This window comes from Chryseobacterium formosum (assembly GCF_026460885.1).
Classification (GTDB): Bacteria; Bacteroidota; Bacteroidia; order Flavobacteriales; family Weeksellaceae; genus Chryseobacterium; species Chryseobacterium formosus.
In genome coordinates this window covers 15,932-38,040 of record NZ_JAOVZW010000017.1, presented here as the reverse complement: position 1 = coordinate 38,040, position 22,109 = coordinate 15,932, and the positions used below count along the sequence as shown (strand labels likewise).

Annotated in this window: 27 protein-coding genes; 11 read left to right on the top strand and 16 right to left on the bottom strand. The window is 33.0% G+C overall.

The window, feature by feature from the left end:
• The 5 genes from OF897_RS14190 to OF897_RS14170 form a co-directional block, all read right to left on the bottom strand.
• On the bottom strand, positions 1 to 1,878 hold the full coding sequence (locus tag OF897_RS14190) for a monovalent cation:proton antiporter-2 (CPA2) family protein (RefSeq protein ID WP_267266349.1): 1,878 nt from the start codon (positions 1,876 to 1,878) through the stop codon (positions 1 to 3).
• 1 nt (position 1,879) lies between these two features.
• A complete protein-coding gene (locus tag OF897_RS14185; RefSeq protein WP_267266348.1) occupies positions 1,880 to 2,401 on the bottom strand; it encodes an NAD(P)H-dependent oxidoreductase in 522 nt (173 codons plus the stop codon).
• A 453-nt stretch (positions 2,402 to 2,854) separates the two neighbouring features.
• A complete protein-coding gene (locus OF897_RS14180) occupies positions 2,855 to 3,655 on the bottom strand; it encodes a TPM domain-containing protein (RefSeq protein ID WP_267266347.1) in 801 nt (266 codons plus the stop codon).
• Positions 3,636 to 4,064, bottom strand: a complete 429-nt coding sequence (locus OF897_RS14175) for a TPM domain-containing protein (protein ID WP_267266346.1) — start codon at positions 4,062 to 4,064, stop codon at positions 3,636 to 3,638. The genes OF897_RS14180 and OF897_RS14175 overlap by 20 nt, the downstream gene beginning before the upstream one ends.
• A complete protein-coding gene (locus OF897_RS14170; RefSeq protein ID WP_267266345.1) occupies positions 4,064 to 4,672 on the bottom strand; it encodes a LemA family protein in 609 nt (202 codons plus the stop codon). The genes OF897_RS14175 and OF897_RS14170 overlap by 1 nt, the downstream gene beginning before the upstream one ends.
• Positions 4,673 to 4,747: 75 nt before the next feature.
• On the opposite strand from OF897_RS14170, the gene OF897_RS14165 reads away from it, so the two are divergent.
• Both OF897_RS14165 and OF897_RS14160 read left to right on the top strand, forming a co-directional pair.
• Entirely contained in the window at positions 4,748 to 5,242 is a 495-nt protein-coding gene (locus OF897_RS14165; protein WP_267266344.1) for a dihydrofolate reductase, read from the top strand.
• A gap of 90 nt (positions 5,243 to 5,332) precedes the next feature.
• The gene (locus OF897_RS14160) at positions 5,333 to 5,899 is read left to right on the top strand and encodes a DUF2892 domain-containing protein (protein WP_267266343.1); all 567 of its coding nucleotides are present in this window, start codon (positions 5,333 to 5,335) and stop codon (positions 5,897 to 5,899) included.
• 74 nt (positions 5,900 to 5,973) lie between these two features.
• On the opposite strand, the gene OF897_RS14155 is transcribed toward OF897_RS14160, so the two are convergent.
• The 4 genes from OF897_RS14155 to OF897_RS14140 all read right to left on the bottom strand — a co-directional run bounded on the left by OF897_RS14155 (position 5,974) and on the right by OF897_RS14140 (position 9,119).
• Positions 5,974 to 6,816: a T9SS type A sorting domain-containing protein gene (locus tag OF897_RS14155; protein ID WP_267266342.1), complete on the bottom strand. Its 843-nt coding sequence runs from the start codon at positions 6,814 to 6,816 to the stop codon at positions 5,974 to 5,976.
• A 66-nt stretch (positions 6,817 to 6,882) separates the two neighbouring features.
• Complete coding sequence (locus OF897_RS14150) at positions 6,883 to 7,515, bottom strand: trimeric intracellular cation channel family protein (protein ID WP_267266341.1); 633 nt, start codon at positions 7,513 to 7,515, stop codon at positions 6,883 to 6,885.
• Between the two features lie 73 nt (positions 7,516 to 7,588).
• Entirely contained in the window at positions 7,589 to 8,056 is a 468-nt protein-coding gene (gene coaD / locus OF897_RS14145) for a pantetheine-phosphate adenylyltransferase (protein WP_267266340.1), read from the bottom strand.
• A 73-nt stretch (positions 8,057 to 8,129) separates the two neighbouring features.
• Positions 8,130 to 9,119 (bottom strand): D-alanine--D-alanine ligase, encoded by a 990-nt coding sequence (locus OF897_RS14140; protein ID WP_267266339.1) that lies wholly within the window; start codon positions 9,117 to 9,119, stop codon positions 8,130 to 8,132.
• 154 nt (positions 9,120 to 9,273) lie between these two features.
• Between OF897_RS14140 and OF897_RS14135 the strand changes: the two genes are divergently transcribed.
• The 5 genes from OF897_RS14135 to murI all read left to right on the top strand — a co-directional run bounded on the left by OF897_RS14135 (position 9,274) and on the right by murI (position 14,524).
• The gene (locus OF897_RS14135) at positions 9,274 to 10,311 is read left to right on the top strand and encodes a PASTA domain-containing protein (RefSeq protein WP_267266338.1); all 1,038 of its coding nucleotides are present in this window, start codon (positions 9,274 to 9,276) and stop codon (positions 10,309 to 10,311) included.
• Between the two features lie 69 nt (positions 10,312 to 10,380).
• The gene (locus tag OF897_RS14130) at positions 10,381 to 11,454 is read left to right on the top strand and encodes an RluA family pseudouridine synthase (protein ID WP_267266337.1); all 1,074 of its coding nucleotides are present in this window, start codon (positions 10,381 to 10,383) and stop codon (positions 11,452 to 11,454) included.
• 51 nt (positions 11,455 to 11,505) lie between these two features.
• Positions 11,506 to 12,456, top strand: a complete 951-nt coding sequence (locus OF897_RS14125; RefSeq protein ID WP_267266336.1) for a PorP/SprF family type IX secretion system membrane protein — start codon at positions 11,506 to 11,508, stop codon at positions 12,454 to 12,456.
• A 51-nt stretch (positions 12,457 to 12,507) separates the two neighbouring features.
• Positions 12,508 to 13,632, top strand: a complete 1,125-nt coding sequence (gene hemW / locus OF897_RS14120; RefSeq protein ID WP_267266335.1) for a radical SAM family heme chaperone HemW — start codon at positions 12,508 to 12,510, stop codon at positions 13,630 to 13,632.
• A 61-nt stretch (positions 13,633 to 13,693) separates the two neighbouring features.
• Positions 13,694 to 14,524, top strand: a complete 831-nt coding sequence (gene murI, locus OF897_RS14115) for a glutamate racemase (RefSeq protein ID WP_267266334.1) — start codon at positions 13,694 to 13,696, stop codon at positions 14,522 to 14,524.
• A 31-nt stretch (positions 14,525 to 14,555) separates the two neighbouring features.
• Here the strand turns inward: murI and OF897_RS14110 are convergent, their stop codons facing one another.
• The 6 genes from OF897_RS14110 to OF897_RS14085 all read right to left on the bottom strand — a co-directional run bounded on the left by OF897_RS14110 (position 14,556) and on the right by OF897_RS14085 (position 17,888).
• Complete coding sequence (locus OF897_RS14110; protein WP_267266333.1) at positions 14,556 to 15,155, bottom strand: RsmD family RNA methyltransferase; 600 nt, start codon at positions 15,153 to 15,155, stop codon at positions 14,556 to 14,558.
• Between the two features lie 57 nt (positions 15,156 to 15,212).
• A complete protein-coding gene (locus tag OF897_RS14105; protein ID WP_267266332.1) occupies positions 15,213 to 15,566 on the bottom strand; it encodes a four helix bundle protein in 354 nt (117 codons plus the stop codon).
• A gap of 47 nt (positions 15,567 to 15,613) precedes the next feature.
• Positions 15,614 to 16,330, bottom strand: a complete 717-nt coding sequence (locus tag OF897_RS14100) for a DUF3822 family protein (protein WP_267266331.1) — start codon at positions 16,328 to 16,330, stop codon at positions 15,614 to 15,616.
• 18 nt (positions 16,331 to 16,348) lie between these two features.
• Entirely contained in the window at positions 16,349 to 16,843 is a 495-nt protein-coding gene (locus OF897_RS14095; RefSeq protein ID WP_267266330.1) for a Smr/MutS family protein, read from the bottom strand.
• Positions 16,844 to 16,940: 97 nt separating this feature from the next.
• Positions 16,941 to 17,438: a metallophosphoesterase family protein gene (locus OF897_RS14090; protein WP_267266329.1), complete on the bottom strand. Its 498-nt coding sequence runs from the start codon at positions 17,436 to 17,438 to the stop codon at positions 16,941 to 16,943.
• Positions 17,439 to 17,888: a hypothetical protein gene (locus tag OF897_RS14085; RefSeq protein ID WP_267266328.1), complete on the bottom strand. Its 450-nt coding sequence runs from the start codon at positions 17,886 to 17,888 to the stop codon at positions 17,439 to 17,441.
• A 141-nt stretch (positions 17,889 to 18,029) separates the two neighbouring features.
• On the opposite strand from OF897_RS14085, the gene OF897_RS14080 reads away from it, so the two are divergent.
• A complete protein-coding gene (locus tag OF897_RS14080; protein ID WP_267266327.1) occupies positions 18,030 to 19,574 on the top strand; it encodes a serine hydrolase in 1,545 nt (514 codons plus the stop codon).
• A 189-nt stretch (positions 19,575 to 19,763) separates the two neighbouring features.
• On the opposite strand, the gene OF897_RS14075 is transcribed toward OF897_RS14080, so the two are convergent.
• Positions 19,764 to 20,240, bottom strand: coding sequence for a SixA phosphatase family protein (locus OF897_RS14075; RefSeq protein ID WP_267266326.1), 477 nt, complete (start codon positions 20,238 to 20,240; stop codon positions 19,764 to 19,766).
• A gap of 115 nt (positions 20,241 to 20,355) precedes the next feature.
• On the opposite strand from OF897_RS14075, the gene ruvX reads away from it, so the two are divergent.
• The 3 genes from ruvX (at position 20,356) to OF897_RS14060 (ending at position 21,972) form a co-directional block, all read left to right on the top strand.
• The gene (gene ruvX, locus OF897_RS14070) at positions 20,356 to 20,772 is read left to right on the top strand and encodes a Holliday junction resolvase RuvX (RefSeq protein WP_267266325.1); all 417 of its coding nucleotides are present in this window, start codon (positions 20,356 to 20,358) and stop codon (positions 20,770 to 20,772) included.
• The gene (gene def / locus OF897_RS14065) at positions 20,769 to 21,341 is read left to right on the top strand and encodes a peptide deformylase (RefSeq protein ID WP_267266324.1); all 573 of its coding nucleotides are present in this window, start codon (positions 20,769 to 20,771) and stop codon (positions 21,339 to 21,341) included. Before ruvX ends, def begins: the two co-directional genes overlap by 4 nt.
• Positions 21,342 to 21,411: 70 nt before the next feature.
• On the top strand, positions 21,412 to 21,972 hold the full coding sequence (locus OF897_RS14060; RefSeq protein ID WP_267266323.1) for a DUF5606 family protein: 561 nt from the start codon (positions 21,412 to 21,414) through the stop codon (positions 21,970 to 21,972).
• Positions 21,973 to 22,109: the final 137 nt, after the last annotated feature.

Below are 22,109 nucleotides of genomic sequence, written 5' to 3'. Positions count from 1 at the left end.
TCACTTGTCGCCTTCCTCGTCATCATCTGTTGATGAGGTTTCCCAGTCTTTATTTTCAAAATTTAAATTATCATAAGCCAATAAATCCTCCTCTCGCTGGAGGATTTCTTTTGTGGTGAAAAGTCGGATGTCTTCATCGTCTTTAGATTTTGCCAATTTTCTGATGGAAGCTTTATCGATTGCCATAAATCTCTGTCCGAGACGGCGGGCTGCATATTTTCGCATTCCGGTTTCCTGTAAAACATCGACTGCCATATCAACTGCGGTTCCTAATGTTTCACGGTAAATATTATCAATCCCGTTGTCGAGATAAGCATATGCATCAATTCTGTTTTTAGCACGTACAAATATTTTCACATCTGGATATTGCTCACGAACCAATTCTGCAACAAATTTATTATCATCGGGATCGTCGAGACATAAAACTAAAATTTCGGCATCTTCAATTCCAGCAGCTCTTAAAATAGGTATTCTTGTAGCATCGCCATAATATACTTTAAAACCATAACTTCTCAACAGTTTTACACGCTCAGAATCTCTGTCGAGAACGGTTGCTGTGATTTTGTTGGCTTTCAAAAGTCTTCCAACGGTGCTTCCGAAATGTCCGAAACCGACGATGATTATCTTTTTTTGTGAAATATCTCTGTCAAGTATATTGAAATCTGATTTTGTTTCCGGAACTTCTTTTATGAATTTCGGAGTAATCAATTTATCATTAATAATTAAAAAAATTGGAGTGATACACATTGTAATCGCTGTAATCGCCATCATTTGTGCATTCATTTCAGTGCTGAAAAGTGATAAATCTGATGCGTAATTAATTAGAACAAAAGCAAATTCTCCAACCTGAGAAAGTGCAAAAGCATAAAATAAACTTTGTGGAGTATCAATTTTAAAGAATTTTCCAATTGAAAAAAGAACAAAAAATTTCACTGCTAAAACCACAAAAACAGTACTGAAAATAAAAATAGGGTCTTCAGCAATCACATTGAAATTCATTGTAGAACCGACGCTCACAAAAAAAACGGCGAGCAAAAGTCCTTTAAACGGATCAATATGTGCTTCCAATTCGTGTCTGAACTCACTATTTGCCAACATTACACCTGCCAAAAATGCTCCTAAAGCCGGAGATAGGCCAATTGCAACCATTAATTCTGAAACTCCGATTACTAAAAATAGGGAAGTGGCGGTCAACAATTCTGTCATTCCAGCTTTTGAAACATACCTTAAAAATGGTACAAAAACATATCTCCCCAATAAAATTAAGGTAACAACTCCAAAGATTACCGTTCCAGCCTGAAGCCATTCGGGAAGTTTCTGGATGAGAATCTGAACTTCATTTTCACTGGTTTTCGCTTTTGAATGTGCTAAAATCGGCAAAATTGCCAAAATCGGAATCACAGCTATGTCCTGAAATAATAGTGTGGAAAACGAAGCTTCCCCTGCTAAAGTTTTCAGGTTGTTTTTTTCCTGTAAAGTCTGTAATACAATTGCAGTTGAGGATAATGCGAAACACATCGCAATGGCAAATGCTTTATCGATTTTCCAGCCAGCCCACATGAAAATAAGGAAGAGAATTGAAATAGTGAGAACCATCTGCGTCAAACCAAGTCCTACGATTTTCTTCCGCATTTCCCAGAATTTTCTTGGTTCCAATTCCAATCCTACCAAAAAAAGAAGCATGATTACCCCAAATTCACTGGCGTGCATAATGTCGTTAACATCGTTTCCTGTGAGTTTTAAAACATAAGGTCCAATGATAATTCCTCCTAAAATATAGCCGATTACCGAGCTTAAACCTAATTTTCTTGCGAGCGGAACCATGATAATGGCAACGCCCAAAAAAATTAAGGTGTTCATTGCTAAAGTGGTTTCCATATTATTGATTTAGGATTTCGACAAATTTCTTTTTTTGAAGAATGATTTCTTTTTTAGACAGTTTATTAGCTTCGTAAACAATCGTGATGTCTTTAATATTGGCATCAAAAACTTTAAGGGAAACAATCAAACCGCTGATAATTTCGTCAATCGTGTATTGGTAAGTGCCGTCTTTTGAAAATGATCTTTCTTTTCCGCCGGTCGTTACAACAATGTAAACTTCTTTGTTTTTGAGTGGGTTATTTTCACCTTCTTTCACCCAGTTGCGGTCGAAAACTTCATCAATCCACAATTTTAATAATGGTGGAATTCCGAACCAAATAATAGGAAACTGAAAAATAAAACGGTCGTATTGCTGAAGCCTTTTTCGTTCTCTGAAAGCCGCTATATGAAAATCCGGATATTCTTCGTACAAATCCCGAAGTGTAAAATGCTGATGACGAACGTAGAAATTGATGAGTTCTACATTTGAATTGGAATGCTCAAGATAAGGATGGGCAAAAACCACCAGCGTTTTTTTCATAAACCCGTTTTCAGTAAATATAATGAAAATTGAGTAAAATTTAAATGATTTTGATAGGTTTAATGAAATTTTAATCGAAGAAAATCAGAAAAAATTCGGATAAAAAATATTTTCTGTAAGTGAGCTTAATTATTTTTTAAATAAACCATTTCCAGAAATCAACAGCTATTGAAATTCCTCCAATTATTAAAACAAAAATTGCAGAATATCTGAAATTGTATAATTCCTTGTTTTTAAAAGCAAATCTTATTAATAATAATGAAATTAATAAGATGATTAGAAAATAATATTTATAAGAATATTTTAATTCTGTGAGACCAAAAAATGCTTGCGTTTTCCCATCTGCAGATGAATAATCATTTAGAATGTCCAAATTAACTTTAATTGAAAGAAATAAAGTATTAGGCTTAAAAGAATTGATGTAATTGAAAATTTCATTTTTCTTAAATGTCTTTACCATCCACCCGAAGCTCCACCGCCGCCAAAACTTCCACCGCCGCCGAATCCTCCAAAGCCACCGCCGCCTCGTGAACTACCGCCACCGAATCCACCACCGCCAAAACTTCCAGGAAACGGAAATGGAAAAAATCCACCAGGATAATTTCTTCTTCCTTTTCTGCTTAAAATAATATCGCCGTCATCGTCTCCGCCACCTCTGTTTTTAAATAAAATGATAAGAATAATGAATATCACAATTCCGATAATGATAAGTTTTGAAACGTTGATGTCTCCCTTTTTTTGATTGTTTAAAGGTTTAAATTTCCCTTGAACAGAATCCATAATGGCATTGGTTCCACCATTGATGCCTTCAAACCATTTTCCTTGTTTGAAATTGGGCGTTACGATGTAATCTAAAATTTGTCCGGCAACAGAAGCTGTTAAATACTGTTCAGCTGCTCTTCCCGGCTGAATTGCCATTGTACGATCGTCTTTTGCAATCAGAAAAATAAAGCCGTTGTCTACATTTTTCTGTCCGATTCCCCATTTTTCGCCAAACATTGTCGCTAAGAAATTGATGTCTTCACCTTTTGTAGAGGGAATAATAATGATTTCAATTTCTGTAGAAGTAGAATCTGCAAATTTGATGAGCTTGTTATTCAGTTCATTTTTTTCCTGTTGAGTAAGAAGGTTGGCTTCATCATAAACAGGGTATAAAACTGCAGGTTTTTCGGGAATAGTGTACTGTGCTGATAAAAAACTATAACAGCAAACAAATAAGAAAGCTAAAAATATTTTAAGAGAATGTAATCTCATTGGGTAATTCGTTGTGATTTTCTCCTTTTACGGGAAAGTGTTTTTTTAGTTCTAAACCTGTTTCAAGAATTCCGCTTTTTAAAGCCTGATAAAAATGACCTTTTGCAAATTCTGAAGTGATGTAATCATGCAGGTGATCCCAATACGATTGATGTACTTTCGCATGAATTCCTGTATCGCCAATGATAGTAAGATATTTATTTTCAAAATTAACATGAAATAAAACCGCATTTTTTTCTGCGGTTTTATCTTTACATAATTCTTTAAATACTTCAAAAGCAGTTTCTGCAGTTTTAGAATTTGTAGAAGAATCTATATGTACACGAATTTCTCCGGTAGAATGTTGCTCTGCCGATTGAATAGCCCCCACCAAAGAATCTATCTGCTGATTTGTAAGGAAACGGCTCATTATTCTGTAAATACGCTTGGTGCATTTTCAGCTCCTGCTTGTGCTTTAAATAAAGGTTTTTCTTTAAAATTGGTAAAGTTTGCCAAAATATTATTTGGGAACTGCTTTATCGAAACGTTATAGTCTCTTGCGGCGTTGTTGTAATAAACAGTTTCTGTTCTGATGCTGTTTTCGATGGCAATATATTCTCTTTGGAAATTAATATATTGTTGATCAGCTTTTAAATTCGGATAAGATTCTACAACCGCCATTAATCTGCTTAAAGATCCGGAAAGTTCGTTTTGTGCAGCCTGAAATTTAGCCATATCTTCTTCCGTTAAATTAGAAGGGTTGATGTTGATAGAAGTTGCTTTTGAACGTGCTTCAACAACTTTCGTCAAAGTTTCCTGTTCAAATTTTGAGTATGATTTTACAGTTCTTTCCAGATTCGGAATTAAGTTGGCTCTTTTTTGATAAACGGTTTGTACGTTAGACCATTTTGCATCAACGGTTTGTTCCTGGTCAACAAAGCTGTTGTAACCGCTTTTTCCCCAAAAGAATAACACTGCTACAATTATTACGAGAGCAATGCCGATTGTTCCGGCGCTCATGCAACCTTTATTTTTCATAGTTTAAAATTTTTAATGTTTTTTGTGCTACTCAAATATACAAATTAAGTGCTAATTTTGCAGAAAATTTATTGAATGACAACAATTGTGGTGGCAATGGGAGAAAAAAATGAAATTGGTTCTGATAACCAGTTGCTGTGGCATCTTCCGAAAGATTTAAAACATTTTAAAGACCTTACTTCGGGACACCCGATCATTATGGGAAGAAAAACCTATGAAAGTATTGGGAAAGCGCTTCCAAACCGAACCAATATTGTTGTTTCAAGAAAGAAAAACTGGTTTCAGGAGGGGATTTTAATTGTAGGAAGCATTAAAGAAGCTGTGAAGTTTGCCAAAAAAATTGATGAAAATATCTTCATCATCGGTGGTGGAAACATCTACGAACAAACAATGGAAATTGTAGATAAACTTGAGGTAACCTTGGTAAAAGCAAATCTTGAAGCTGATACTTATTTTCCTAAAATCAACCCGAAATTTTGGAAATTGACTTCAGAAATCTGTCATGAAAAAGATGTGAAAAATCAATATGATTTTTGTTTTCAGACTTACGAGAAAGTTGAAAGTAAATAGGGAAATTTATATGAAGAAAGTTTTAACAATCAACCTTTCACCATCAAATTTCAACCAAATTTATTACCTTTGCACTTCTAAAATTTAATAATGAACAAATACATAAAAATCATAGTTGCGGCACTTCTGATTCTTGGAGGTCTTTACATGATGATTTTCACAAGAAATTTAGGCTGGGGAATCGTGGTTTTTCTTTTAGCTGCATTACCCATTTTCTTATTTATTAAGAACGAAAATATTCTTTTGGCTTTTTGGCAGCTGAGAAAACAAGATATGGTAAAAGCGTCAAAATTTCTGAATAATATTAAAGATTATAAAACAGAACTTCACAAAAACCAGTACGGATATTACCATTATCTTCAAGGTTTGGTTTTGGCTCAAGATCACCCTACGAAAGTAGAACCTTTGATGAAAAAAGCTTTGGACTATGGTTTAAATATGAAACATGACCGTGCAATGGCAACATTGAATCTTGCTGCAGGTGCAATTTCTAAAGGAAAAAGACAGGAAGGACAAAAACTATTGGAAGAAGCAAAAAGATTAGATTCTGCAGGAATGATGGCAGATCAAATCAAAATGTTGAAAGATCAGTTGAAAATGCCTACAATGCAAAAGCATATGCATAATCCTAATATGAGAAATAGAGGGAAGTTTTAGAAATAATATTAAAAAAATAGAAATGGCAGAAAATAATTTTTTCTGCCATTTTTTTATGTTAAAATAAACGGGTTTTATTGTTTCACAACTTTAATAGTTTTTGAAGAGCCGTCTTTATAATTAACTCTAGCAATATAATTTCCTGCTGTTAACCTTGATAAATCTATAGAAATTTCTTTATTATCAAATTTCTGACTTAAAACATTTTGTCCGGCTAAATTGTAAAAATCTAAAGAAGAAATAGTTTGATTTCCTGAAACATTAAAAATGTTCTTTACAGGATTTGGATAATACTTTAGAGATGTTTTTCCATCAATTTCTACAGTACTTAAACTAGCAAAATTTAATCTGATATTAGCTCTGTTTGGAGTGCTTATCATTGCTCGGGTATCATTCCATGCATTAGAAATACTGTAATAATATGATGATTTATTAGCTGCATTAGAATAAGAGTAATTCGGAGGAGATAATGTGTAATTTCCTGAAGCATGTACAACTAAAACGACTAAATTTTTTGTAGAATCATTATACTGAAAAGGAGTTGTAAGTGCAATGTTTTGCCATCCTAAAACGTCATTGTTAACATTTCCGGAATAAACTAATGTATAACCCGTTATGCTTGTGGGAGTAGAAATTGCACTTTGAGTAGACATCTTCATATAAATAGATACATTCCCCGTGGTTGTCGCATAAGCACTACTGACGATATTCCATCCTATAGAATTTATTGTTCCTATACCTCCAATCTCTGAAGCGTCATAAATTGTTTCGCTGGCTCCATTTTCAAATAATCTTGTAATTGGTGAGTAATACCATGAAGCAGTTCCTGTTCCGATTGTTATTTGCTGTTGTGCATTTGTAGGAGTTATCCCTAAGAAGCAAATGAGCAAAATGTAAAAAAAAGTAGAGTTTTTCATAAGCTTGATAATTTTAGTTGCCTAAATATAGCAAATAATTATTAAAATAAGCTTATTAGTGGTTAATTACATTTCAGAGTTCTGCTCATAACCATAAAATTTAGGCATTTGCCAATGGTATTTTACAGCCAAAGTTCTGATAGTAACAATTAGTAAAATCGTAAAAATCTGAATAATTGTATAAGAAAGACTGGTGAAAGTGGTCAATAATAAAAATGTTGCACCACCAATAATACAAGCACTTGCGTAAATTTCTTTCCTGAAAATTAGAGGAATTCTATTCAGTAAAATATCCCGGATAATTCCTCCGAAACAACCGGTAATCGTTCCTAATCCTATACAAATTAGTGGATGAATATCTACATTTAATCCTTTCTGAACACCGATTATCGTAAATAACCCCAATCCGAAACTGTCGAAAATAAATAAAGTTACCTTAAAGTTTTTCTCAATAGATTTAAAAACCATTGAAAAAACACTTGTTGCCAAAATCAAACCGCACATCAAAAGATCATGCATCCAAAAAACAGGAATTCCCAACAGTAAATCTCGCACAGTTCCGCCACCAACTGATGTGACGAAAGCAATAATTAAAACGCCAAACGGATCTAATCTTTTCTGCATTGCCGCAAAACTTCCCGACATCGAAAATGATATCGTGCCGAGAACTTCTATTGCAAAATTGATTTGTTCGTGCATTTCTGATAAATGATAGTCGATAAATGATAGTCGATTGAATGTCTAAAATCATTAATCTCTTATCATTTATCATTTATTTTTTTTCCACTCTTACTGATTCTGGAACCAAAAGTTCATACTCTCCTCCGTGATTGATGATTTCTCTTACAATACTGCTGCTGATGAATGATTTTCCTGATGAAGTCAATAAGAAAACTGTTTCCAGTTTTTTATGAGCTAAAGTTCGGTTGGTATGTGCAATTGCTTTTTCAAACTCAAAATCGGCAGGATTTCTAAGACCTCTGAGAATGAACTGAGCATTTTTTTCAAAACAATAATCTACCGTTAAGCCTTCAAAATGATCAACTTCCACATTAGGAAATTCGGCTACTGAGTTTTGTATGAACTCTATCCTTTTTTCTAAAGGAAACATATATTTTTTTTGAGAATTTTGCCCGATAGCGATAATCACTTTGTCGAAAAGTGCCGCAGCTCTCTCAATAATATCGTAATGTCCTAAAGTAATTGGGTCAAAAGACCCCGGAAAAACAGCAATTTTCATGCGCAAATAAAGTTATAAGTTATGAGTTATTAATTATGAGTTTGTTTTTACTCTAATATCTAACCTCTAATATCTAGTTTCCTTTTTGTAAAGCCTTCTCAACCTCATTTCCACAAAGATCTTTAATGGAAATTCCGTAGGTTTTTGCCTGTTGAGGAAGAATACTTGCGGGAGAAAATCCAGGGTTGGTATTCATTTCAAGCATATAAGGAATTCCATCCATTAAAATAAATTCACTTCTTGAAAAACCGCTCATTCCGAGAGAATTGTAGGCTCTTTTTGCTATTTCTTCCACTCTTTTTGTTGTTTCCGCATCAATTCTTGCGGGAGTAATTTCTTCTGAAGCTCCTTCATATTTAGCTTCATAATCGAAAAACTCATTTTTAGGAACAATTTCTGTAATTCCTAAAACGATCGTTTCATCTTTAAAATCAATGACTCCCACAGAAACTTCCATTCCGTTGAGGAAACTTTCAATTAAAATTTCATCATCTTCTTTAAAAGCAATTTCGGTTGCAGCAATCAGCTCAGATCTTTCTTTCACTTTGGAAATTCCTAATGAAGAACCTGACTGATTAGGTTTTACAAAAACAGGAAGATTTAAGTTTTCGATAATTTCATCTACATTAATTTCTTCTCCTTTTCTTAAATAAACACTTTTTGCCGAAGGAATTCCGTATTTTGAAAGAACGGCTAAAGTATCTTTTTTATTGAATGTTAAAGCACTTTGATAAAAATCACAACCTGTATATTTTTGCCCGATAGCATCCCAATAAGCCTGAAGAATTCCGTTTTCACCCGGAGTTCCATGAATGATATTGAAACAAGCATCGAATTTTAATACTTCATTATTGTCTAAAGTAACCGAAAAATCACCTTTGTTAATTGGTTTTTTGTTTTCATTTTCATCTAAAAAGTACCATTCATCTTTCAGAATCACTACTTTATAGACATGATAAAGATCTCTGTCTAAGGAATCATATATTAATTGACCGCTTTTCAGAGAAACTTTGTATTCGTCAGAATAGCCTCCCATAACTACGGCAACGTGCTTTTTGCTCATATCTATATTATCAAGTAAGGCAAATTTAAACATTTTATATCTTGAAATATATGAATTTCAGATTTTTTGAATGCAAAATTGAAATCTGCTAAATAAAAACTTCAATATAAAATTATTAATTATCTTTGTCGTTATTATTAAAGGATTTTAAAGTATGTTTAAATCGCTTTTGAATTGGAAAGTTTTAGTCAATTTGTTAGTAGCCATCGGTATTTTTGTAGGATTGGTGTGGCTTACTTTCCGTTGGTTGGAGTATCATACCAATCATGGTCAGGAAATTCCTGTTCCGAATGTTATCAATAAATCAGTTCATGACGCTGTGAAAATATTAGAAGATGCAGGACTCGACTATGAAGTTGACAGTGCAGCTTATAATCCTAAATACAGACCGCTTCAAGTTTTGAAAGTTTATCCTTCTCCTGGTTCTCGTGTAAAAGACGGAAGAGCTATTCAGTTGATGGTGAATCCTAAAAGCTGGGCTCCGGTTGCGGTTCCGGATGTTATCAATAAATATTCAGGATTGGCTTTCCAGAGATTGGAACAGGTAGGCTTGAAGGTTAACGATACTATTTATGAACCGAGTATTCAGAAAGATGCGGTTTTAAGAATTTTATTTAAAGGAAATTCAATAAAACCGGGAACTAAAATCCCGAGATTCTCAGTAATCGATGTTGTTGTAGGATCTGGTCCTATGCGAAATATTTCTATTCCGAACGTTGTTGGTTTAACGGTAAAAGATGCAAAAGCTCTTATTGCAAGAAATCTTTTTGAAGTCGGTCTTGTAGATTTTGAAGACGGAGGAAATGATGATTCGGATATTGTTTATTATCAGGATCCGGCAGCAGGAGATTCGCGAGATCAGGGAATGCAGATCGACCTTTGGGCAAGTAAAAAAACACCGGCAGAATTACGCGGTAAAATTGAAATACTTAATTCTACCTACCGTATGAAGGTTGATACTACTTTACCTCCGGTAAGATATGATGAAGTTCCGAATTTTCAGGATGCACCCGTTATTGATGCAACTCCGGCTCCAGTGAGCCCACCTAAGAAAGAGGTTCCAAAAACGGATGCTGTAAAATCAAATGTAAGTTCAGGTTCATCGAAACCGACGACTTCAGCAGATAAACCAAAACCAGCTACAACTTCAACATCCGATAAGCCTAAAGCTAAAAAGATGATTATAAATTAATTTTTAATTAAAATATAAAATAAGGCTTCAACTTTAATTATGTTGAAGCCTTTTATATAAAATAAAGCAATGACAGAAGATAACGACGATTTTTTAGACGAAGAATTTTTAGATAGTAATATCAATGTTGATATCGATATTGATGATGAGAATAAAGGACTTTATGAACATCTGAACATTACTGTGGATCCTAAACAGGAACCTTTAAGAATAGATAAGTTTTTATTCAATTTTAGACAGAATTCTTCGAGAAATAAAATTTCACAGACTTGTCGTGCAGGAAATGTTATCGTAAATGGTGCTCCTGTAAAGCAAAACTATAGAGTTAAACCCAATGATCAGGTTTCTGTTTTATTAACTCGTCCTCCTCGCACAAATGTTATCATTCCACAAGATATTCCTATCAATATTGTTTATGAAGACGATGATTTGGTTGTCGTTGATAAAAATCCTGGAATGGTTGTTCACCCGGGATTCGGAAACTGGGACGGAACTTTAGTGAATGCTTTGGCTTTTCATTTTCAAAAAAATGGTGCAAAATCAGATTTAGATAGAGTAGGATTGGTTCACAGGATTGATAAAGATACTTCCGGGCTTTTAGTGATTGCTAAAAATGAATATGCTTTAAGTTTCCTTGCAAAGCAATTTTTCGAAAGAAAAACCAAGCGTTTGTATTGGGCTTTTGTTTGGGGGAATGTAAAAGACGATGAGGGAACTATTACGGGGCATATAGGAAGACATCCGAAAAATAGAATGCAGATGTATACCTATGTCGACGGAAGTCAAGGTAAGCATGCTGTAACGCATTTTAAGGTTTTGGAACGATTTAAATATATGACTTGGGTAGAATGTAAGCTTGAAACAGGAAGAACGCACCAAATTCGAGCACACTTCAAACATATCGGTCATACTTTGTTTAATGATGAAAGATATGAGGGTAGTGTCGCACTTCGGGGAGTTAATCTACCTAAGTATAAGCAGTTTATAAAAAATGTGTTTGAAATTTTACCCAGACATGCTCTTCATGCCCATACTTTAGGATTTATACACCCAACTACCAAAAAGGAATTGTATTTTGAGAGCCCAATGCCTCCAGATATGGCGGATGCTGTAAAAAAATGGAGAAATTATTTAGAAAACTAAAAATATATTGAGATTTTTTTTATATTTGTTGAATTGAAATCAAGATTTGTTATGAGAAAACTATATGCTATCGTATGTTTAGCTCTTTTGTCGAATGCATACAAAGCACAAGAATCACTACCATACTATCAACAATATCTTTTGGATGGTGAGTTCCTGTTCAACCCTGCTCAATACGGTAAAACGGACTACGTACAACTTAACTTAAACTATCAACAACAATTTTCAAAATTCAGCGAGTCTCCCAACGTACAATCTGTGGGGATCAACGCGAATATTTTTGACAGAGTTGGAGCGGGTATTTCCGTTTTTAGAGATAGCAACGGTCCTATTTCAGCAGGAGGTATTACAGCAGGAGCATCTTATTTTATCCCACTAAGCAGTGAGGGAGAAAGACAAGATCAGTTTTCTTTTGGTACAAGTGTGAACTTCTACAATATGAATTTTGACTATTCTAAAATTAATACTGAAGACGGTTACGATCCATTGTTGCAAGGAAACGAAAGCAACATCTTTATGGCGTATGCTAACTTCGGTTTAGCTGCAACGTACAGAGGTTTATTCGGGGGAGTTTCTGTGAATGATATCGCATTAAGTAATGACGAATCTATCGTAAACAATTACGAACCATCTCCAATCAAATTCTTCTTAAACTTAGGATACGACTGGAAAATTGCAGACAACATCGCAATTACACCTTCAGCTTTAATTAACCTGAATACAAACTCAACGAGAATGATGGACTTAAACCTTATGGCTACGTTCTCAAACGATATCAACGCTTTCTCTTTCGGAGTAAGCTATAGAGGAGTTCAAAACAGATTTGACAATCAGCAATTAAGCATCTCTCCAATTGTAAAAGTAAGATTCAACAAATTTATGATTGGTGCTACTTACAACCTTGGAATGTCTGATATTCAGACTTACGGAGGAAACAGCTTTATGCTTGGTTTAGGTTATAACTTCGATAACTTTATTAATCATAGAGGATTTAGATATTAATCAATTTAATTTAAATAAATTTGAGCTCTGAAATTTTTCAGAGCTTTTTTTATGATTTACATTCACATTCCTTTCTGCAAACAGAAATGTAGCTATTGCAATTTTCATTTTTCTACTTCTTTGAATTTTAAAGATGAAATGCTGGATGCAATGAAAAAGGAAATCTTTCTTCGAAAAGATGAGCTTAAAAACAAGAATATTCGGTCACTTTACTTTGGTGGTGGAACTCCTTCTGTACTTTCTGCAGATGAAATTAAAGCTTTAATCGATGAGGTTTTAAAATATTTCAGTTTTAATAATGATATCGAAATTACTTTAGAAGCCAATCCCGATGATTTAAATAATACTTTTCTTAAGGAATTATCTAAGTCTCCCATAAATCGTTTGTCAATCGGAACTCAAAGTTTCTTTGATGAAGATTTAAAACTGATGAATCGTGCTCATAATGCTTCCGAAGCTGAAGATTCAATCAAAAGAGCACAGGATTTTGGCTTTGAAAATTTAAGTATTGATTTAATTTACGGTTCGCCAACTTCAAATCTAGAAATTTGGAAAGAAAATTTAAATAAAACAATTGCACTTGAAATTCCTCATATTTCTTCTTACGCTTTAACGGTTGAACCAAAAACTGCGTTGGAAAACTGGATTGCAAAAGGAAAAGTTGTAAATCCGAAAGAGGAAGAACAGAATCGGGAGTTTTATTATATGATTGATTTTCTGAAAGACCATGGTTTTGATCATTATGAAGTTTCCAATTTTGCGAAGCCGGGATTTCATTCAAGACATAATTCTGCCTATTGGAAATATCAGGAATATCTTGGAATTGGTCCTTCCGCACATTCTTATAACGGAACAGACATCAGAAGCTGGAATGTTGCCAATAATCAACAATATATAAAGAAATTAAATTCAAATATTTTAGCCAAAGAAACCGAAATTCTTTCTCAACAGGATCAGTTTAATGAAATGATTATGATTGGCTTGAGGACAATTTGGGGAGTTGATTTAGAAAGTTTGAACCAAAAATTTTCTAATAGTATTTTAGACCATTTTAATAAAGAAACTAAAAATAAATTAGAAGAAGGAATTCTAAAAATTGAAAACAATTACCTGAAAATTCCTGAAAAACATTGGTTTATGGCAGACGGAATTGCTTCTGATTTGTTTCAGGTTTAAAGTTGCATATTTGCAACATTATGTCTGAAAATCCTTATTTTTGCACTAAATTTCATGTCGATTGAAAACTAAAAAACAAGATTATTCGCATCTTTCAGCAAAACAGCCCATTGGAATTTTTGACAGTGGTGTTGGGGGGTTAACGGTTGCAAAAGAAATAAAAAGACTTCTTCCGCACGAAGATTTAATTTATTTTGGAGATACAAAACATCTTCCTTACGGAGAAAAGTCGAAAGAAGCGATTATAGGATATTCTACTAAAATTTCTAATTTCCTTTTAGAACAAAACTGTAAAGCGATTGTAATTGCCTGTAATACGGCTACAGCAAATGCTTTGAATGAAGTAATGGAATCTGTTGCCGGAAAAGTTCCTGTGATTGACGTTATTAATCCTGTAGCAGAAAAAGTTTCGTACGAAATTCACAATAATGTGGGAGTGATTGCAACGAAAGCGACGGTAAATTCAGGTTTATACAAAAAAAGCATTCGTAAACACAACAAATTTATCAAAGTTGACGAACTGGCGACGCCACTTTTGGTTCCTGCGATAGAAGAAGGTTTCAAAAATCATCCGATTACGCATTCTATCATTTACAATTATTTAAGTAATGCTAAATTAAAGAATATTGAAACATTGATTCTCGGTTGTACCCATTATCCACTTTTAATTGATGAAATCAAACAATATTATGGAAATCGCGTTCGCGTCATTGATTCACCGAATATTGTAGCGAATCATTTAACGATTATTTTAGATAAATATCATCTCTTAAACGAAAATAATCCTAAGCCGACATACAAATTTTATCTTTCTGATATTACTAAGAATTTCGAGAAAATCTCAAAGAAATTCTTTGGGAAAACAATAGATTTAGAACATAAGGTTTTATAAAACGAAAAAGACTCAATTTGAGTCTTTTTTTTTATTCTGTAGTATCGTTGTTTTCTGTTTCTATATCAAGTTCTGTTTCCTGATTAGGTTCATAAAAACTAAAACTCACATTTCCGTATTTTCTGGTGAATTTATAATTCGGATGATCCAATTTTAATCTGCTTTGATGTTCTACAATTAGAACTCCATTAGGTTTTAGATATTTATTTTTTAAAACTAAAGAAAGCAATTCGTGATATTTTTTTTCTTCGGTTTCAAACGGAGCATCAGCAAAAACGATTTCGTAAGATTTTTTATTTCTGAATTTTTTCAGCCAATCAAAAACATCTCCACGTTGGGTACTTACCTGCAAACTCATATCCAATTCTGAAGCGACTGAATTGATGAAAGACGTATGTTTTGGGTTCATTTCAACCGAAGTCACATCTTTACAACCTCTTGAAGCAAATTCAAACGTGATAGAACCAATTCCCGCAAAAAGATCAAGAACTGAGATTGACTGCATATCGTAAGTGTTTTCCAAGATACTGAAAAGCGCTTCTTTTGCAAAATCTGTAGTAGGTCTTACGTCAAAATTTTTCGGAGCGGCTATTTTTTTTGCTTTCCATTTACCGGAAATTATTCTGTACATAAATGTTGGGTGTTAGATGTTGGGTGATGGATGTTTGTTGCGTTGCGCTAGATGTTTTTATGTAAGTTTGTTTCTAAAAGCAATAATATGATTCATTAATTTGTAGGAGAAATTATAACACTCTTGAAAACTATTTTCGTCGATATAATTTCTATTTTTTGCTTTATAAAGACAAGTTACGACTTCTGCAATTGATCTAATTGAATATCCTAAAAATCTTTTGAATTCTAAATTACTCTGTAAAATACTTCCTTCTGATATATTTAATGCTATTGAATCTGAAGCTCTTCTTATTTGTGAGGTTAAGTTATAGATTTCTTCCTTTGGGAAATTGAGTGTTATTTTGAAAATGGTTTCAGCAAAATTCATAGAATCCTGCCAAATAATTAATTTTTCAAACTTAAAACTCATAGAAAAATATTCTCAATAATTTAACATCCATCATCTAGCATCCATCATCAGGCTAATAAAAAATTCTTATTCGGAACATTATCATAAACAACTTTCAGATTTTTTACAAATTTCTGAAGTTCTGAGATAAATGTTTCATTTTCTGTGGTTTCACCATAAACGTAAAAATTAGTTTCGTTGATTCCAAAACCGATTTTACTTAAAGTAAACATGACGAAATAAAGAAAATCTACTTCCGAATTGACATCCAAATTATTATAAAGGATGATTTTTTTATTGGATATTGCAAAAAATTCACATTGATTATGATAAAGATTGATGTGAATTTCTTTGTTATTTTTATTATTTATTGAATTCAAAAATTTTTCTCCCGAAAAATTAAACCTCACAGGAATTGAAAGATCTTTTATTTTCTGATAAAATGCTTTTGGAAAAGTATAGTAAAACTGAACTTTGAATTTCTTGTTCACAGAAAGCATCAGTTCTTCATTTTCTTTATCAACAGGAGCATTGAAAGCAATCAATTCATATCCCGAATCGTGATCTTCAAAACCTTCGGGCATTAAAGTGAAATGATTCAGCGCAGAAATAACAGAAACTTCGTCATATCTTTGCTTTAAAAGAACATCTTCCAGTTTTTCTGAGATGAAATTTTTTGGCGATTCTTCGTCTACGAAATACGATTTCTCTTCCAAAACACTTTTGTTTTTGGTGATTTGGTAAATCAGTCCGTCTTTGGTAAAAAGTAAATTTAGTACGTTCATATTACAATTGTTGCAAATTTAGTGAAATTCTACCATTACCGCACCCGATTGATGATGAAGTATTTCCTTATTGTAAAAATCTAAACCTGTTTGACTTTCAAGAATGTCCCATACTAAGTTTTGGAGTACTCCATCTCCAATTCCGTGTACAATTTCAAGTCTTTTCAAATGATTTTTTCTGCAAAAATTAATAGTTTGAATTAATTTTTCCTTTTGCATAAATAATCTTTCGAAACTATCATAATCATTAGGATTTTTAACTAAATTATTGAAATGTAAGTCAAGAATCAAAGGGTTCTTATCGTGTTTTTTTGAAATAAATTTTTTAGTTTCAGCTTTTTTTACAATTTTTATATTATCATAAATTTCAGCATTTTTCGGAACCAGTTTTTCTTTCGAATATTGATAAGTAAAACCATATTCATCCTTAAAAACAACGATATTTCCATTCACTGAAGTAATTACTCCACCTAAATCTTCATCTACTACTGAAACTTTATCACCAATTTTCATTTTTTCTTACCGCTAATTAACACAAATGTTTTACACCAATTTTCACGAAATTATTAGTCTTAGTCGTGAAAAATATTTGTGGCGTTTGTGTTTCAAATTATACTTTTGGCCCTAATTCAATGATAGCCAAATCTTTTATTTCTTCTCCATCAACTACAAACTGCATCATCGTCCTCATTTTATGCCATCCTTGTTTTCCGCAAGCTCCCGGATTGAGATGAAGTAATTTATTTTTATCATCATACATCGCTTTTAAAATATGAGAATGCCCTGAAATAAATAATTTTGGAGCTTTTTCTGAAATTTCTTTTTTTGCTAATGGAGTATATTTTCCGGGGTAACCACCGATATGAATCATTAAAACCTCGACATTTTCACAGAAAAAACGATTGACTTCCGGAAATTCAGAACGGATTTTTGCGCCGTCAATATTTCCCCAAACTCCTTTTAAAGGTTTTATTTTTTCAAGCTGTTCAATGATTTCGAAGCTTCCAAAATCTCCGCAATGCCAAATTTCATCAGCCTGTTTAGCATAATCTAAAATTCTGTCATCAATATAAGAATGAGAATCTGAGAGGAGAAGAATTTTAGTCATTTATCTTATTGTTCTTTCTGTAATATTTTGGTCGTATTTTTCTTTAAAAATAGCTACACGATCAGGATTTAATTCTCCTTCAAGTGTAAGGACTTTTTCTTTTAATAGCCATTTTATAAGCTTTTCCATTGATTTTTTAGAATTCATGAAACTTGCAATTTGAGAAAAATCATTAGATTCAATCTTAATTTTTTCGGTTAAAAAATTTAAAACGTAATAATCATCATTAATGTATTGCGGTGTTTCATTGTCAAACCCTTTATAAAGCAATATTTCGTCATCGTTTTTTAAATTGTAGAAAGAATATTGATTCATATTGATTTTTTCTGCTTTTAAAATTGGTTTTTCGTCAAGCAGAACTTTATCATTTTTAATTTCAATCTTTTGAGTGAAATATAAATTAAAGCTTAATACTAGTAACGAGAAAATTAATAATTTTTTTGTAGTCATTTTTTTATTTTTTTTGCAAATATAAAAATGCTATTTCAATAATTATATGTTTTTTAATGTAATCTTTATTGTTGAATTTTAATACTATTTAAGAAAAAGCTGATATTAATGAATTGATTAAATTTGACAAATTTTAAACTTATGAAAAAGAAACTTTCTTTTTTCCTTATTCTTTTAACGGTTGGGATTGCAAATGCTCAGGTTGAAGAAAAAAAACTGGATGAGCTCATTCAAAATACCTTAAAAGCTTTCGATGTTCCAGGAATGTCGGTTGGTGTCATTAAAGACGGAAAAGTAATTTACTCTAAAGGTTTTGGAGTACGTTCATTGACGACGAAACAACCGATGGATGATACAACTTTGGTCGGAATTGCTTCCAACTCAAAAGGTTTTACCTGTACTGCTTTAGCAATTTTAGCAGATGAAGGAAAATTAAACTGGGACGATAAAGTTTCAAAATATATTCCAGAATTTCAGATGTATGATCCTTATGTTTCTCAAAATGTTACGATTAAAGATTTGGTGACACATAGAGCAGGATTAGGTTTGGGACAGGGAGATTTGATGTTTTTTCCGGAAGGTGGAAATTTAACGGTGAAAGATATCGTTCATAATGTAAGATATTTAAAACCTGAAAACCCTTTCAGAACAACTTTAGATTATAATAACATTATGTTTATTGTTGCGGGAGAAGTGATTACCAGAATTTCAGGATTAAGTTGGGCAGATTTTATTGAACAAAGAATTATGAAACCTGTTGGAATGACCTCAAGTTTCGGAAGCTACAACAGAGCAAAAGCGATATCAAATAAAATTGACGCACACGCTCCGGTTGACGGAAAAGCAATTGCCGTTCCTCACGACTGGAACGAAACGGGAAATGCAGCCGGTGGAATCATGAGTAACATTAAAGATATGACGACTTGGGCAGAATGTCTTTTGAATAATTTTACGACTAAAGACGGAAAGAAATTAGTTTCAGATAAAAATGTTCAACAGCTTTGGAGTTTGCAAATTCCAGATGCAGTGGCAATGAAAAATCCGTATGATACTAGTTTTTACGGATATGGTTTGGGTTGGTTTTTAAGTGATGTGAAAGGTCATAAACAAATTCAGCATACAGGCGGATTGATTGGAACAGTAACTCAGTTTACTTTAATTCCTGATATGAAGCTGGGAATTGTTGTGTTAACGAATCAGCAATCCGGAGCGGCATTTAGTGCGATAACCAATACCGTGAAAGATGCTTACTTAGGAATTGCCGATAGAAACTGGCTAAAAACGTACGGTGACAGAATGCAAAAAGTTGAGGTGGAATATAATAAGCAAAAGAAAGAAGCTTTTGCAAAATCTGAAGCATTCAAAAAAGAAAAAAGTCTACAGCCAAAAGCAGAGCAGTTTGTTGGAAAATACAATGATATATGGTTTGGAGATGTTGAAATTATTCAACAGGGAAATATGTATAGAATTTCTTGTAAGAACTCTCCAAGGCTGAAAGGTGAATTGCTTCCTTTTTCAAACAATACTTTCATTATTAAATGGGACGACAGAAGTTATGATGCCGATGCGTATCTGATTTTTAATTACGATGAAAATGGGAAGGCAGAATCTGCAAAAATAAAAGCGATTTCGGATATTACTGATTTCAGTTTTGATTTTGATGATTTAGATTTGAGAAGGAAATAAATTATATTTAAACAAGAATTTATCAATAGGAACGGGCTTTAGCCCGTTTTTTTATTTATAATATTGAATTGGCTTTAGCCAAAACTTAAATGAAATTTTACATTTAGAAATATTGAACCACCCCGCCAAAAATTCTTTCGAATTTTCACCACCCCTCCAAAGGAGGGGAATTTTTAAAAATATATTTATTTAAATTTTCCCGGGTTCATAAAAGAAAAGCAACTTTTTGTTGGCGCCATCAAACTGCGACCAAGAATCGCATTCAATCTGAAAACCTGCAACTCCGCAAGTCGGGAAGTGAAAAATATCCTCGGAAATAGAATTGGCAAAATTAGAGATGCCATTATTATGCGAAAAAAATGCTACAGAATTTAAATTATCATTTAAATCATAAATGACCGACTGGAAATTATTTTCAGAAGGATTATAGAGTTTTTCGTTGGTTCCGAAATTTAAATTGTAAGTCTGATTAAAAATTTTACAAGTACCTAAAGCTCGTACAGCCGGGCTGGAAAGCAAATAATCAATACCAATGCTGTTGCTTTTTAAAAATTTAGACATCTTCAGAGCGTCTAGTAATCCTTTGTCTGCCAAAGGTCTGTCAAAGTCGTTGGTTTCTTCCGGCCAGTCGCTTTTTGCATGTCTTACGAGAATCAATTGCTTCATAATCTTGAGTTTAGGTTATATAAAATTATAAAAAAATTAATGTAAATAAAACATGATTTATAAAAAAAACTGTGTTAGGAATAAAATGAGTAAAATTTCTTAAATTTGCAGACTTATGGGACAGATCATTGCTATAGACTATGGGAAAGCACGTTGTGGCGTTGCAGCAACCGATGATATGAAGATTATTGCAAGTGGTCTTGATACTGTGGAAACCCGATTTTTAATGGATTTTTTTAAAAAATATTTCATTGAGAACAGTGTGGAGGCAATTGTTGTGGGGCTTCCTGTAGATTTAAAAGGTAATATTTCTGAAGTGGAAACTGATATTTTAGGGTTTATAGAAAACTTTAAAAAAGAATTTCCGCAAATCGAAGTTCACCGTTTAGATGAAAGATTTACCTCAAAAATGGCTTCGTTTTTTATTTCTCAAAGTGGAAAAAGCAAAAAACAAAGACAACAGAAAGGATTAATAGATAAAGTAAGTGCAACCATCATATTGCAGAATTTTTTAGAACAAAAAACAAGATGATTTTACCAATAAGAGCTTTTGGAGATCCTGTTTTAAGAAAAACGGGAAAAGAGATAGACGAAAATTATCCTGATCTGCAGGAACTGATCGATAATATGTTTGAAACCATGTACAGTGCAAACGGTATTGGTCTGGCTGCACCGCAGATTGGTTTAGATATCAGATTGTTTATGGTGGATGTTACGCCTTTGGCAGAAGATGAGGATTATGAAGATATTGCTGAAGAGCTGAAAGACTTCAAAAAAGTTTTCATTAATGCAAAAATTCTTGAAGAATCAGGTGAAGAATGGAAGTTCAATGAAGGTTGTCTTTCTATTCCTGATGTGAGAGAAGATGTGAAAAGAAAGAGCACGATTTTGATCGAATATTACGACGAAAATTTTGTGAAGCATACAGAAACTTTTTCCGATATTAGGGCCCGCGTAATTCAGCACGAGTATGATCATATTGAAGGAACGCTTTTTACAGATCATTTAAGCTCGCTGAAGAAAAAGCTGGTGAAGGGAAAACTTACGAAAATCACACAAGGAGAGGTTTCGATAAGCTATAAAATGAGATTCCCAAAATAATTTAAACTAAGAAATATATTAATATAAAAAAGCGTTATAGCTTTTACTGAAATTAAAAAAAAATAAAATTATGCTGTTAGAAAAAATAATTTCGATTTCTGGAAAGCCAGGTCTTTACAAATTGGTGTCGCAGTTGAAAAACGGATTCATTATTGAAGAAGTTACTACAAAAAAGAAGGTAAGTATTGGTAATTCTAGCCAGGTAAGCTTGTTGGATAATATCGCTATGTTTACTTTTGATAAAGAAGTTCCTTTGTTTGAAGTTTTCGAAAATATTGCTAAAAACTACGAGTACAAAGAAACTATTTCTCACAAATCTACTGAAGATGAGTTGAAAGAATTTATGACTGCGTCTCTTCCAAACTATGATACAGACAGAGTTTACTTTTCTGATATTAAAAAATTGGCTCAATGGTATAACATTCTTCACAAAGCAGGATACATTACACCTGAAAGCTTCGTAAAAGCAGAAGCAGAAACTGTAGAAGGTGAAGCTACAGACGAAGTAAACATTGAGAAAGATGCTCCAAAAAAAGCGGCTCCAAAAGCAGATAAGCCTGCAACTCCGAAAGTAAAAGCCAGTACAGGAGCTAAAGCAGCTACAAAAAGTACGCACAGAAAAATGGGATAATTCAATTTATCTGAATTTATATAAAACCTTGTCAGAAATGATAAGGTTTTTTTATTGATTTTTTGTTTAATCGCAAAGGCGCAAAGATTTCTTTTCTCTAAATTTATTTAAGGCGAAAGGATTTTTTCTTCGATAAA